The following is a 14773-nucleotide window of genomic DNA, read 5'->3' as shown; positions in this document are numbered from 1 at the left end:
AAATTATTCAGGTCATGACTAACCCTTCACACCGCCAATCGTCATACCCTGTACAAAGTATTTTTGTAAGAACGGATACACCATCAGAATAGGAACACTTGCAATAATGGTCATGGTCGCTCGAATCGAGGTTGGTGTGACCGCCGTTGCATTGCTCTCGGCAGACTGATAAGCATCACTCGCTGATGAAGTCGCTGAGGTTGTCGAAGTTTGCAGAATCTTCATCAACTCATATTGCAATGTGCTTAATTCTTTATTGGAAGAGTTGTACAGGAATACATCGAACCAGGAATTCCATTGTCCCACAGCTACAAAGAGTGATACGGTTGCCATTGCGGGAATCGTTAGCGGCAGGACAACGCGGATAAATGTCGTGAACTCCCCTGCCCCGTCAATACGGGCTGACTCCAGAATACCTTCAGGAAGACCTTCAATAAAAGAACGAATGACAATCATATTGAAGACACCGATTACACCCGGAATGATATATACCCAGAAGGAACCGATCAATCCAAGGTCTCGAATCAGCAGATAACCGGGGATCAAACCTCCGCTAAAGTACATGGTGAATACAAAAAACATCGTAACAAACTTGCGCAGCACAAATTCCTGACGACTAACCGTATACGCGAGCATGGCTGTACAGAAGACGGACACCACGGTTCCAATGACCGTACGCAGCGCCGAGATCAGAGTTGCGTGATATATATCGGATTCGCCAAAAATGTATTTGTAGTTGTCCAGTGTCCATACACGAGGCCATAGATATATTCCACCCCGTATGGCATCGTTTGCATTATTGAAGGATACGGCAATCATATTAACAAAGGGATAGATCGTCACAATCATCAGACATACCATGAAGATGATGTTAAAGGTGTCAAACGCTCGATCCCCGGTGCTGCTATTCCGCAAGCGGGATGTGTTTCCTTTTCGCATGGCATAGGCCTCCTTTTAGAATAGTCTGCTCTCTCCCATTTTTTTCGCTATATAGTTCGCGGAGAAAAGGAAGATGAAGCTGACCACAGTTTTGAATATGCCGGCTGCTGTACCTAAGGAAAAGTTCCCCATCCCTAATCCATATTTCAGTACAAAGATGTCCAGATTCTCCGAATAGTCCATATTCATCCCGTTACCCAGCAGATATTGTGGTTCGAATCCGGATTCAAGAATACTTCCCATGTTCATGATCAACAAGATGACAATAACCGGTTTCAAGCCAGGCAGGGTGATATATAACATCCGTTTGAAGCGACTGGCTCCATCAATCTCGGCAGCCTCATATTGCGCCGGATCAATTGCCGTAATTGCTGCCAGATAAATAATGGTGTTCCAACCGACATCTTTCCAGACCTCAGTTGCCCCCAGAATACCCCAGAAGTATTCACCTTTCCCCATCCATAGTACAGGACTGTCAATCAGGTGAAGCTTCATCAGCAGCAGATTGATAATTCCATCTGGTGACAGGACTGTTAATACAATGCTGGAAGCAACAACCCACGAGATAAAGTGAGGCAGATAACTGACGGTTTGCACAAAACGTTTAAATATGACATTCTTCAGCTCATTCAACAAGAGGGCCAGTGTAATTGCTGTCACAAATCCCAACACCAGTTTGATGGAACTCATAACGAGTGTGTTTCGCAGCACCCGGTAGAAGGTATTGTCCTCAAACAAGATACTAAAATGATGCCAGCCGACCCACTGCTGATCGGAGAAGGACCTCGCCGGTTTGAAATTCTGAAAAGCCATGGTCCATCCCCATAACGGCAGGTACTTGAAGATAAAAGCCCAGATGACAAAAGGAATACACATCCAGGCAAGCGTTCGTTGCTGCACAAGTCGCTTAAAGAACGAGTGTGCTCTGGTTCCCTTCGGACTCGAGGCTGGAGGCATCGAGTTAAGGGAGACATTAGGTTTCTCCACGGTGAACCTGCTCCCTTCCTGTGCTGTTATTCATGCGAGGAGAAACCAGAGTTTATGCTCTGTCATCTTCTCCTGCGCATGTAACAGTTTATTTTAAAGAGGTTGTTCAAAAAGTCCGCTTTTGATTACGAAAGACGCCTTGCGGCATCATCAGCATCGAATATGGAATTTAGCCGAAATGTCCGTTGCTCACGTAGTTTTCCCTACGCTCCGCTACTCCATTTCTAGCTTCATCCCATCTTCTTGGTACTGAAAACCGGTCTTATTGAACACGCATTTAAAGTGTTTGTGTTACCATTTTCCTGCAACACGATCCTTCACAACTTTGGTAATGGTCGCTTCATAACCAGCTTTGTCCAATTTGTTCAATTCAGCCATGTAGGCATCCCACAGCTTATCAAAATTCGATGGTGCTCCCAAGATCATTTCCGGTAAGTATTTACGTTGCAGATCATCCGATTTGGTGGTGAAGATCTGTTCAGGTGATCCTTGCTCAAGAGCGATGGACCATGCGGGGAACCATGGCCGCTCTTCCGGTTTGTTAAATAATTCACTAAAGGTTTGGATACCGTAGGCTTCGAGGAACTTCTTGTCTCCCTCGGTGTAAGATGCAGCGGCCACTTCCGGCTGGTTGCCAGGGCTATAAGCGTTACCATCGGTTAGTGTAGATTCACCGCCATATTTCGGCCAGTCTGTCCCAAAGTAGGTGAACCCGAATTTACGGCTGAGCTCCAGATCATCATGAGCCTTGCGTTGATCTTCATTTGCATAATAGAATCGGCCCTTTTCATCCACACTGTACGTTTCGTCCTTGATTCCCCATTGCACCAGAACCTGATTCTCTTCCTTCAGCAAATTATCAAAATATTTGATGATACGAACAGGGTCTTTGGCATTCACCGAGATACCTGTTGCATAGTTGTTGACAAAGCCCGGAGGATCAACATACTGATCCTTAATTCCTTCATCAAACACAATCGGAAGTGGTGCATAACGTTTCTCATCAATGCCTGCCGAGAGCAGGTTTTTCGAAGCATCTCCAATCTGCCAGCCATAATTGAAGTATCCTAACACACGACCCGAAGTCAGCTTGGCCAAATACTGGTCTTTGTTCATCGTAAAGGATTCCGGATCAAGCATGCCTTGAGCATTGATCTCATTTAACTTCTGAATCCATTTTTTCTGGGCATCTGTTCCGGCGACAACTTTTGCTTCATGGGTAGTCATGTCCACCATGACACTGCCATCGTTCGGATAACCGGCAAGATGCATCGCTGGATTTTGCAGTGTGAAGAAGTTATTAGCCACACCCGCAAGTGACACAAATCCGATTGTCTCTGCACCGTCGACAGTTGGATGTTTTTCCTTGTAATCCTGAATCAGATCAAAATATTCATCCAGTGTAGTGATCTTGGGATAATCAAACTCTTTGAGTACAGATCGTTGAATCCAGAAAGCTCCTCCGCCAACATTTGGACTACCTGAATACTCACCCTGATTAGCCGTATAAGGCAGGGCATAGATTTTTCCGTCTTCGGCATTTTTCATTTTATCGAAATATGGTCCATACACCCTTTTGATATTAGGGCCGTATTCCTCAATCAGATCATCCAGCGGAATATAGGCACCGGCATCCAGCAACTTGGACATCTCACCACTGGAGCTAATGACATCAGGATAGTCTCCACTGGCAATCATGACACCGGCTTTTGTAGCACTATCACCTACCAGATATTCCATCTTCCAGTCCACACCCGTCTGCTCTTGCAACGCTTTACCAATGGTTGTTTCGCTTGCCAGAACATCCTTCTTGCCTGGAGAGAACATGTAATACGAGAACGTGACTGGACTGTTCTCATCATCACCTGTGGCTGAAGGCGCTGATGACGAACTGTTCTGACTGCACCCAGCCAGCAAAGCTGTTAGTAATACAGCTAAACCTGCTGTTCTAAATTTTGGTTTTAACATGTGAATATTCCCCCGTTCCGTGTTTTCTCTTATGGATTACACTCACCATTTGCCAGCTACACGATCCTTAACGGCCTGTGTTATCGTAGCTTCGTATGTTTTCTTGTCGAGTTGATTCAATTGACTCATATATTCATTCCATGTGTTCTCGAAAGTGGAAGGCGAATCCATAATCATTTTGGGTAAATATTTCTTCTGGAGGTCTTCTGCCTTGGTGATAAAAATCTGTTCAGGAGAGCCCTGCTCCAGTGCAATAGACCAAGCAGGAGACCAAGGACGCTCATCCGGTGTGCTGAATAGTTCTGTGAATGTCTCCACACCATATTCCTCTAACAACAGCTTGTCACCGTCCGTGTAACTAAAGGTAGCCACTTCTGGTTGGTTGCCCGGTCCATAGGCGTTGCCATCCTCCAGCACGGAGTTATTCCCGTAACGAGGCCAGCTGTAATTAAAATAGTCAAAGCCGAATTTACGACTTAATTCCGGATCTTCATGTGCTTTGCGTTGGTCATCATTTTTAAAGTAAAAGCGGCCCTCATCATTCACACTATACGTCTCGTTCTCAATTCCCCATTGAACCAGAATCTGGTTTTCTTCCTTGAGCAAATTATCAAAATATTTAATAATTCGCACAGGATCTTTGGCATTTACGGTAATTCCGACACCGTAGTTGTTCACAAAACCTGGCGGGTCCACATACTGGTCTTTGACACTGTCATCAAATACGATTGGTAGAGATACGTATCGTTTATCGTCAATACCAGCCTTCTTGAGGTTGTTCGTTGCGTCTCCAACCTGCCAGGAGTAACTGAAATATCCCAGCACCCGACCGGATGTCAACTTGGCGAGATACTGATCCTGGTTCATTGTGAAGGATTCAGGATCAAACATCCCCTGTGTGTTAACCTCGCTCAGCTTCTGAATCCATTGTTTCTGATAATCTGATCCGGCTACCAGTTTGGCTTCATGACTCTGCATATCCACCATCACACTGCCATCGTTTGGATAACCTGCCAGATGCATAGCCGGATTTAGCAGGGTGAAGAAGCTGCCCGACTCACCCGCAAGTGTGGCGAAGCCGATGGTTTCTTTTCCATCGATCTGCGGATGCTTTTGCTTGTATTGCTCAATCAAGTCAAAATATTCGTCCAGTGTTTTGATCTTGGGATAGTTAAACTCTTTTAACACAGCACGCTGAATATAAAAGCCGGTCTGAAAATTAGGCTCTGACACATAACCGATGTTGGCAGTGTATGGCAAGAAATAGATCTTTCCATCCTCCTGTCTGAATTTGTCCATATAAGGCCCGTATACCCGCTTGATGTTAGGCCCGTATTGATCGATCAGTTCATCCAGCGGGATAAAAGATCCTGCATCCATCAACTTGGCCATTTCACCACTGGAGTCGATGATGTCGGGGTAATCCCCACTCGCAATCATCACTCCTGCCTTGGTTGCACCGTCTCCGACCAGATATTCCATCTTCCAGTCAACACCTGTTTGTTCCTGTAGCTTCTTGCCAATGGTCGTGCTGCTTGCCAGAATGTCCTTCTTGCCACCCCCAAACGTGAAATATTTAAAGGTGACCGGGGTGTTGTCATTACTGTCAGGATAAGAGGCTTCCGGGCTGGCTTTATTACACCCTGCCAGGGTTACAGCCAGTAAAATGGCCAGACCTGTTATAATGTTTCTTTTTCTAAACATGTAGCAAATGCCCCCTTGAAGTATTGTTTGTGTCTTTAAGCCTTCTCAATATACCAAGATAGCGCTTTCAAAGTTACCCATGAAAGTGTACCTCCTACTTTGAAAAGTATATCCCTCGTATTTAGTCGCACGGCATGGCTGATGGATCAAGTGGAAGCTTAATTTGGATACGCGTACCTTCTCCTTCCCATGTCTGGATGTCGAATGTAAAGTGATTTTTATAACAAAGTTTTAAGCGACTATACGCATTTTTCATGCCAACATGCTCTCCCATATCGGTGTTATGATCCAGGTAACTTAACAACTCTTCCAATTTTGCTTGAGACATCCCTATACCGTTATCCGTTAGTCTGATATGGAGCTGGTCATTTTCCATTGAAACAAAGAGTTGAATGATGCCTACACCCGGAGATGACTCAATTCCATGAATACTTGCATTTTCAACAAAGGGAAGGATAACCATCTTGGGGATTCGGTACATCAGTACCGCAGGATCTGCCTCAATGGTATATTGGAGTTTTTCTCCAAAGCGGTATTTTTGAATTTGCAAAAAACTCTCAATGAGTTCCAATTCTTCCTTCACTGTCACATCATTCTGATTCCAACTAATCGACTTGCGAAACATCTTGGCCATGTTATGCACGATTTTGGCAGTCTCTTTCTCGCCTTTGATGAGGCTCCGCATACGTACCGACTCCAGCGTATTAAACAAAAAATGTGGGTTGATCTGACTATGGAGCGCATGAAGCTGTGCTTGCTGCTGCTTTAACTCCAAGTCTTTCTTTTGGATGTCGGCGAGATATACCTCATGAATCAGGTTATGGATCGTCTCGGTCATTCGATTAAATTCCATCGTGAGTTGACCTATTTCATCTCTTGCATCTTCAGGGGGAATCGTCTGGAAATTTTGTGTTTTTACTTTTTTCATATGTTTCAGAATGCGCACCAGCCTGACATGGATGGATCTGGACATCGCCGCGATGATAATAGAAGGCAGGACAAAATTAATGCAAGCCAGCCATACGACGAAGGAACGGGACTTTCGCACCTCCTTCAACACAATTTCTTCATCCATCACTCCATGTAGGGACCACCCTTCCAGATAGTTAATACCTGTATACGTAAGTTCAAAGGGAATCATTTTGTTCGGAAACTGGATATCGCTGTAACGTTTCCCTATCTGAGCTTCTTCTGCTGTAGGATCATTTGAAAATTGGATGTGTCCCCCCGGATCAAGAAGATACACTTTTCCATCAAATCCGCTGTTGTGGAAATACTGCTTGATCATATCCATATTCAGGTCAATTTTAAGTAACTGCTCTCTCCCCCCAGTGTCCAGATTGTCGAGCCTTTGAACCAGACTTAACATCTGATCCGATGAGATTAATGCCGGATAAGGGGCGGAGTATGCCTGAAATTGAACGTACCAGTCCGAGTTGCGGACATCGTCAGTTAAACGATCAATATAACCGGAAGATAAAATGGTAGAGTTATCGGTATACACTTGATACCAGCGAATTCCCTGATTCATTTGACCGGAGAATTGCCCTTTTAGATAGGAATTATAAGCGTCAATATACTCAAAATGACTTTGAAATGAACGGGAGATGGTGTCATTGAATACAGGGTCAGTATATAACGAATAAGAGAGGCCGACGCCCTGATCAATGGTTACCCGCAGGTCGTTCTTCAGATTGTTCAAGGCCATGCCGGCATCACGCGTTTTCTGACTGCGAATATTGGCGGATGTGACATTGTAGAACACCACATTGGTAACAACGATGGGAATAAACACAGATAAGACATACATGAGCAGTAACTTATCTCGAAGCTTCATGTAATTCAGGTTCCATCTTGGCATTGTGCACCTCGCTCCTCATTTGCCATAAGGAGATTGCGATACTCTGTAGGCGATAACTTAACCAATTTCTCAAACTGGGTTACAAAATAATCCGCATTCTGAAATCCTACGCGTGCAGCAACCTCGTACATTCTCAGATCCGTCTGGCGCAATAACTTCTTCGCTTCATGAATCCGCAGGTTCAGCAGATAGTCATTGAAGTATTGATTGTAGCTTTTGCGGAATAACCGCCCAAGATAAACGGGATTCATATAGAAGAGCGCAGCAATGCTTTTGAGATTGATGTTCTCGGTATAATTTGCATCAATATATCGTTTGATCTTGCTGATATCTCCTTTGGATCGCTCCATCCGCAGATGAGAGACATAATCCTCGGCTTCCTCCAAGGCGATGAGAAATGCATTTTTCAATAGTCGTAAATTCCAACCTTCATGACTTTGTTGTGCCAGCTCCTTCAGTTGCTGTAACCCTTCATCATTACCATCCATTTCGTGGACTACAGCAAGAATACCCGTTATATAACGCAAAAGAGAACCCGATACAGCTTGAGGAGAAAATCGATTCATATGAAACAATTTGAATTTCTCTTCTACAATCTTGTGGTAAGCAGGTCTATTCCCCTCTTCCAGGCTCAAAATTAATTGATCCACCTCGTCCTGGTATACATTGAAAACAAACAGCGGTTTGTCCTTGATCTCCGTATAACTTACGACACCACCAGTTTCAGCATATTTATGCTTGGTTGCTTCTTCAGCCGCCATAAGGGATTGTGTGACATCACCAATTTCTTTGACGAGTGTTCCTGCGTAAAGACCGATATCCAGGTTGAACCTTTTGCTCAGTGTTATATGAATATTATGCAGGTTATCCTGTAACGCCGAGCCTCCTTGATGATGATCAGGCCACAACAGTAATAAAGCAAACGTGCCGCGTTGTTGCTCACTTATGAACATTTTGCATAAATTACTCTCCAGAGAATGTACTGCTTCACGTAGCTGTTCAATCGTAATTTTAATTGCATCTAATCCGGTCTGAAGTTCAATCAAAGTCATGAGCAGACTGGAGTTACGATTGATCCCAAGCATCTCGGCATATCGATGTTCATCCTCCTTCTGTACATGGCCTTTGATCACATCCTCCAGCATGATGTTACTGGCCTGTCCCTCAGCCAAAAGAATATGTTTTCTTTTATTGCAAATCAGATTAGCTGACTTCTGCAACGTCGCCGTCAGTTCTTCATCATCAATAGGCTTCAGGATATAGTCATGAACACCGTACCTGATTGCCTGCTGTGCATATTTGAAGTCATGATAACCACTGATGATAATGAACACAGGTTCCAGATGTGGCATTTTCTCTACGGCACGTATCAGTTCCAGGCCATCCAGGATTGGCATACGGATATCTGTAATAATCACGTCTGGTTGCAGGCGTTCAATCAGATTCAGTGCCTCTACACCATTCTCTGCCTCTCCGATGATCTCCATATCAAGTTCAATCCAGCTTATGAGTTCATACAGCCCCTTTCGTACATACATCTCGTCATCTACCAGTAATACTTTTAACATCCGTGTGTCCCCTTTCCTCCAACGAAAATAAACCGCCGGTAGCATGTCTCCCTATCGGCGGCATCTAATATGGTGACTGTTGTAGTTAGTGCAACATAAATTCATTCATGGCGTGCATAATCCCAATAGTCGCCAACGAGGCCTTCAATGATCGATCCACTGGCCCATGGCATCAGGCAAAACCAGGTGCTGGCTGGTGTACCATCCGCATATTTTTCAGTGACTAGTCCTTCCGAATGACAGAAGCGTTCAGACATCCACCCTTTTTTGCCATAGCCGAATTCTTGATCATAGCGATTATAGGTCTGACACCCCCACCCGATGGTATCCATCATACGTTGACGAACATAATTCTCTTCCCGCTGTCCAACATAATACAACAGCTCATCCACTAGATTGCTGGACATGGGGTGAATATGCGGATTAGCTACTGAAGTGACACTTCCCCCGGAACTGGACCAGCCTAGTGTACTGAGCGGCGGAATCTTAACAGGTGAGTTGTAACAAAATTTGAAACTGAATTCATAGCTGATTGCATCTCTCATGTGATCTAGAAACAGCTCGTCGCCAGTCAACGCGTGTAGAAACCGAACAGCTTTGATGTAAGCCAGAATACCTTCCGAATCAACAGCTTTATCCGCATCCAACGGAGCACCGTAACATTCCATGTGTTGCACATAGGTATTATAATAGTGGGATTCACTTCGTCTGAGCTCTTCCAGAGAAGATTCATCATGGGTTAACCAACAGTAATATGCCTTGGCAGTAAGACACCAGACCCCACTAAAAGCATCATATTCAAGACCCGCTCCTGTCCGCTCTGACAAAATAGTGGGATATTCTCCATCCGTATTTTTCGTGCACTCCAGACGATCAAGTACTTGCTTGACGTAAGCAAGCCAATCATCGTGTCTCACATTTCGAATGCGCTTCTCATAATCGTAGCTTTTCAGAATGTAGAACATCGCTTGAGCTACAAGGTAAGAGGAATGTCCTGGGGTACGCATGCCGTCGAACCACCAGCCTTTAACACTCCAGATCCCATCCTGATAGGCGTCATACGGAAGTCCGGATTCGGGATTCATCGCATTCTCGATAATATTGGTAATGCAGGATAACGCCTGCTGTCGCATGGGCTCATTATTCAGGCGCAGTGCGGCCATAAGCATTGGTGCAGCGATGGTCATACCATTGGTCCAACTGATTGAGATAATTTTGTTGTATCGGTAGCCACTGGTTTCAGCAGCATCTTCATATACAAATGTGGAATAATGACGATCCTCCGGAAGCCAGGCATACTCATAGATGGCATTGGACAAATCCGTTACCGTTGTCTGAATGTCACTTCCTTCTCTTGGTTTTTCGTGATACCTCTTATAGATTGTTTCCAGTGCAGAATTGATGCCCAGTTCTGATTCAGACTCGTAGTTATATAGTTCAAGAGTCAGCCGAACCGATTCACCTTCCGCAAGTTCAAAACAATTTTCTCCAAGGGCAGCTCGCTCATGAACAAGTCTGGATTTGATAAATAACAACGGAGCATTCTCATATCCCAACGTATATCCGACCGTACCCTTTTCAATAGAACATGTGAATCCCCCATATTGCACAAAGTTTCCTTCCATTCCTGGATACCATTGCTGCTTCTGGTTTCCTGTATTGATCCAGTAGGGGCTTGCGCTTAGACCAACAATCCGACCTTCATCATAGATAAGTGCAGCTGGATGAGACAGACGATCACTTCTTACCATCCACCAGGGTGATGAAGGGCGAGAAGATCTCCCCTCCCTTAGTCTGGGGAACTCATTTGGAACATTCTGAGGTGCTTCGCCCCGGTTGCGGCCATACATAAATGCAGGCAAAAAAAACCTCGGATTCTGTTTGTCCAACGGCATTTCCACATGAATAACCCCTGCCCAGGCATTCTGGCCCTCGTTGTAAATCTGAATGTCGGCTTGCCATGGGTCTTCTGCACTGCCGTTCCCGCTTGTCACTTTTACGTCAGCCTTGAGAGCATGCTTGTCCAATGCCGTGTACTCTACGTTGTCCTGCACTCTACTTCTAGCCGTGAAAATCAGATCCATCTTTTCCTCCAATCGCGTTGTACACACCTGAGTGGAAACGCTTGCAATTATGTATCCATCATGCTAGGATGGTTACATTTTATAGGTTCACGTCTGCAATTTCATTGCACAAACGGCTATATTTATTGCGCGAAACGACAAGGAGGTCATATATCTGATATGAATGAGAATTCAGAATACCTGTTTGATCCAATCCAGAATGAGCTGTTGTACCTTCATCGCACCACCACGTATAATATGGGAACGTTTTATCATCGGCATAATGCATATGAACTTTACATATTTCTTCGTGGCAATGTAAACTTCTATATTGAGAACCGTTGTTACCATTTGCAACGTGGCGATCTGCTCGTTCTTAGCCCGGAGGAGATGCACCGTTCCTTTGCCTTGGACAAAAACGAATATGAGAGAATTACCATAAATCTGAAAAAGTCATATCTGAACCGTTTGTCTACTTCAAGCACCAACTTATCCGCATGTTTCGACTACCGTCCCAAGGGTAAGGGTAATATCGTACATCTTGAAGAGGAAGAGCTTCAACGAGTGCTGCAATTAACTGGCGAGCTTGAACAGTGTCTCTCATCAAGTGACTATGGAGCGGATATTCTGGGGAATATTTTGATTACACAGCTACTTCTTCTAACGAATCTAACTTTTCAAAATACGGATTTTGTTGCAACGGATATTATGCCTGAACTAGTTCGAAACACGATGGATTACATTGAATGTAATCTGACGAGGCAACTGACGCTCGAACAATTGTCAGAGGCTATGTTCACGAATAGCAGCTATATTAGTCGACAATTCAAAAAGCATACCGGACTCACGATTCGAGCATACATTCTTAGTCGCCGTATAGAGCTGTCGAAATCTTATTTAATCGAAGGTTTAAGTATTACAGAGGCCTGTTATCAATCCGGTTTTGGAGATTATGCCAATTTTATTCGCAGCTTCACCAAGCAGGTCGGCACTTCACCTGGTAAATTTGTTAAATATAGAAGTCTTCTTTAAACATTGCATTGAGCAAAAACACGCCAACTTTTGCCTATATCTTATTTCAGCAAAAAAAAGAGCGAATTTACCCGGCAATTTTGTCAGCCGGTATTCGCTCAGGTAATCGGTAAATTCTTATTGATTATTCCAGTCGTATCCTTTTAGTTCAATCATAGCATTGGGGCCAGGAAAGGTTAATTCTATTTTTTGGTCCAGATAGGACACGGTTACTCTTGTTTCTTCAATAGAACGAATTCTGGTATTTAACAGACGACCATTTTCCCATTCCAGATCTATTTCAAATCCGCCCCGAGCCCGAATACCACGAATATATCCTTTTGGCCACGCTGCCGGCAAAGCAGGTAACAATCTGATTACTTCGTTATGGCTCTGGAGAAGCATCTCTGCTATACCTGCAGTACCTCCAAAGTTCCCATCAATTTGAAATGGAGGATGGTCACAAAACAGATTGGGTAACGTGGAGGATCGTAGAAGTTCCACGATGTTATCGTGTGCAAGTTCCGACTCCTCTAATCGTGCCCACATGTTGAGAATCCACGCCCTGCTCCATCCTGTGTGTCCACCACCGTGTTCCAGTCTTCTGTCGAGTGTTACTCGAGCTGCCTTGGCCAGGTCAGGCGTTGATTGCAACGTAATTTGCGTTCCAGGATGCAAAGCGAATAAATGGGAAATATGTCTGTGACCAGGTTCCAATTCATCATAATCGTTACTCCACTCTTGGATCTGGCCATGTTTGCCAATGGAGGTCTCCGGTATTTTGGTTAAAGCACTACGAAGTAATTCTCCAAATTCCTGATCTTCTTGCAATATTCGGGTACTTTCAATGCAACGCGTGAAGAGTTCTCTAATAATCTGATTGTCCATTGAAGCACCAAAACATAAAGCCCCCGACTCTCCATTATCTAATATATAGCGATTTTCCGGTGAGGACGAAGGACATATCACCCAATTGCCGGAAGGATCCTCGATTAGATAATCCAGAATAAACATAGCCGCATCTTTCATCGTGGCGTAAGCTTTTTTGAGAAATTGAACATCTTTATTGTATTCGTAGTGGTCCCATAGATGTAATGAAAGCCATGCTCCTCCCATGGTCCAAAACGTCGATGTCATGCATACATCCTGCGGAGCAGCGTCTGCCCAGATATCCGAATTGTGATGAGCAACGAACCCCTTGCATCCATACATGGTTCTAGCGGTTTCCTTTCCCCGGACTTGCAGTCGATCTATAAAATCAAACAATGGAACGTGACATTCAGACAGATTGCAGCTTTCTGCAGGCCAGTAGTTCATCTGTGTATTAATATTAATCGTATATTTGCTATCCCATACAGGAAGCATGTCTTTGTTCCATATCCCTTGAAGGTTTGCCGGTAAAGAACCTGGACGACTGCTTGAGATAAGCAGATAACGACCAAATTGAAAGTATAGACTCATCAGTTCCGGATCATGCTTGCCAGCTCTAAGCCGCTCAAGGCGCTGATCGATTGGAAGTTCGGAATATACAACATCTTTATTTTCATCTTCGAGATGTATATCCATCTTTTCGAATAAGGATTGATAGTCCGAGACATGATCGGCGAGCAGTTCGCTATATGGTTTTGCGGAAGCAGCATCAATTCTGCGGAGGCACTCCACTTCGAGTTGTTCCTTGGGTACTCGGAAATCCGTGCAAGCCGTGATTAGAATAGTCGCTGAATTACCATGCTTCAGAGAAAGCTGACCGCTTGAATAATGAACCTGCCCCCCTTCAGATATAAGGCGAATCGCACAACAAAATCGGATTCCTTCTTCTCCCCCACTTTTTCCCCGAATGATCAAGTTATTCGTTCCACGCTTCTCGATCCGGTCCAGATAGGATTGGAAACCAACAGGATGATTAAGAATATCTGAATAGGATGTTGATTCCAGAACGGTTCCCCTGCCAAAAACAGTGGAGAAAGATAACTTTCCAGGCACGCTAGATTTGAGATGAACAACGAGCACTTGATCCGGGTAGCTGGCAAAATATTCTCGGCTGTAAATGGATTGATCTGCGGTATAATTCACGTTTACCTTGCCCTGTTCCAGATCGAGATGTCTTTGATATTCATTTGGTTCATGTTCACTGTGATCCATAGCGATATAGAAGTCCCCTAATGGCTCATAATGTCTTTGCCCGTCGGGAACACCTACCAGAGTATCTGCTGCGAGTTCTTCTGCTTCCCTAATCTTACCGTCAAAAATCAGGCTTCTGATCTGAGATAAAGATTCAAGTGCTTGAGGATTATTCCGCTGCATCGGACCACCATACCACAGACTATCTTCATTAAGCTGAATTCTCTCGATCTGTGTTTTCCCAAAAATCATGCCTCCAAGAGTTCCATTTCCGATAGGTAATGCCTCTTCCCATGTTCCAGCAGGTTGATTAAACCAGATATTTTTGGTCTTCACGTTAAAACCTCCAACGAATTATAATTCCTCACATTTTTCATGTTAAGTGTGTTCCGTTTGTATGTTCTTTCAGTGTACTGTAATCTCTTCAACATCTAAATGAACAAAATTAACTTGAATTATCACAATCTTATCCCAGCATTAGAGGTATAATCGTAAATTCGGAAACGGACAGTACAAATTCTTGTTCTGGGCAAGGATGCATATCTATTGGC

At 44.2% G+C, this 14773-nt stretch carries 9 protein-coding genes; 1 reads left to right on the top strand and 8 read right to left on the bottom strand.

All coding sequences use genetic code 11. The annotated features are described in order from the left end of the window. Positions 1–18: 18 nt before the first annotated feature. The 7 genes from AC6CIF_RS11450 to AC6CIF_RS11420 form a co-directional block, all read right to left on the bottom strand. On the bottom strand, positions 19–939 hold the full coding sequence (locus tag AC6CIF_RS11450; RefSeq protein ID WP_340935975.1) for a carbohydrate ABC transporter permease: 921 nt from the start codon (positions 937–939) through the stop codon (positions 19–21). A 15-nt stretch (positions 940–954) separates the two neighbouring features. Next, a complete protein-coding gene (locus AC6CIF_RS11445; RefSeq protein WP_051153902.1) occupies positions 955–1896 on the bottom strand; it encodes an ABC transporter permease in 942 nt (313 codons plus the stop codon). Between the two features lie 321 nt (positions 1897–2217). Next, positions 2218–3894, bottom strand: a complete 1677-nt coding sequence (locus AC6CIF_RS11440) for an ABC transporter substrate-binding protein (RefSeq protein ID WP_036671156.1) — start codon at positions 3892–3894, stop codon at positions 2218–2220. Positions 3895–3936: 42 nt separating this feature from the next. Continuing rightward, a complete protein-coding gene (locus AC6CIF_RS11435; RefSeq protein WP_498199709.1) occupies positions 3937–5598 on the bottom strand; it encodes an ABC transporter substrate-binding protein in 1662 nt (553 codons plus the stop codon). 121 nt (positions 5599–5719) lie between these two features. Next, entirely contained in the window at positions 5720–7459 is a 1740-nt protein-coding gene (locus AC6CIF_RS11430; protein ID WP_498199708.1) for a sensor histidine kinase, read from the bottom strand. Next, a complete protein-coding gene (locus AC6CIF_RS11425; RefSeq protein WP_498199707.1) occupies positions 7441–9027 on the bottom strand; it encodes a response regulator in 1587 nt (528 codons plus the stop codon). The genes AC6CIF_RS11430 and AC6CIF_RS11425 overlap by 19 nt, the downstream gene beginning before the upstream one ends. A 101-nt stretch (positions 9028–9128) precedes the next feature. Beyond that, positions 9129–11111, bottom strand: a complete 1983-nt coding sequence (locus AC6CIF_RS11420; RefSeq protein WP_498199706.1) for a hypothetical protein — start codon at positions 11109–11111, stop codon at positions 9129–9131. A 159-nt stretch (positions 11112–11270) separates the two neighbouring features. Between AC6CIF_RS11420 and AC6CIF_RS11415 the strand changes: the two genes are divergently transcribed. After that, positions 11271–12122: a helix-turn-helix domain-containing protein gene (locus tag AC6CIF_RS11415; RefSeq protein WP_498199705.1), complete on the top strand. Its 852-nt coding sequence runs from the start codon at positions 11271–11273 to the stop codon at positions 12120–12122. Between the two features lie 117 nt (positions 12123–12239). Here the strand turns inward: AC6CIF_RS11415 and AC6CIF_RS11410 are convergent, their stop codons facing one another. After that, complete coding sequence (locus AC6CIF_RS11410; protein ID WP_498199704.1) at positions 12240–14558, bottom strand: glycoside hydrolase family 95 protein; 2319 nt, start codon at positions 14556–14558, stop codon at positions 12240–12242. Positions 14559–14773: the final 215 nt, after the last annotated feature.

This window comes from Paenibacillus sp. GQ49 (assembly GCF_059759055.1).
Note: the sequence above shows the minus strand (reverse complement) of the source record. Positions and strands in the feature narration are given on the sequence as shown.

Bases quoted from the DNA above. Each gene is read 5' to 3' on its own strand.
- AC6CIF_RS11450 (WP_340935975.1), bottom strand. From the start codon at position 939: ATGCGAAAAGGAAACACATCCCGCTTGCGGAATAGCAGCACCGGGGAT.
- AC6CIF_RS11445 (WP_051153902.1), bottom strand. From the start codon at position 1,896: ATGCCTCCAGCCTCGAGTCCGAAGGGAACCAGAGCACACTCGTTCTTT.
- AC6CIF_RS11440 (WP_036671156.1), bottom strand. From the start codon at position 3,894: ATGTTAAAACCAAAATTTAGAACAGCAGGTTTAGCTGTATTACTAACA.
- AC6CIF_RS11435 (WP_498199709.1), bottom strand. From the start codon at position 5,598: ATGTTTAGAAAAAGAAACATTATAACAGGTCTGGCCATTTTACTGGCT.
- AC6CIF_RS11430 (WP_498199708.1), bottom strand. From the start codon at position 7,459: ATGCCAAGATGGAACCTGAATTACATGAAGCTTCGAGATAAGTTACTG.
- AC6CIF_RS11425 (WP_498199707.1), bottom strand. From the start codon at position 9,027: ATGTTAAAAGTATTACTGGTAGATGACGAGATGTATGTACGAAAGGGG.
- AC6CIF_RS11420 (WP_498199706.1), bottom strand. From the start codon at position 11,111: ATGGATCTGATTTTCACGGCTAGAAGTAGAGTGCAGGACAACGTAGAG.
- AC6CIF_RS11415 (WP_498199705.1), top strand. From the start codon at position 11,271: ATGAATGAGAATTCAGAATACCTGTTTGATCCAATCCAGAATGAGCTG.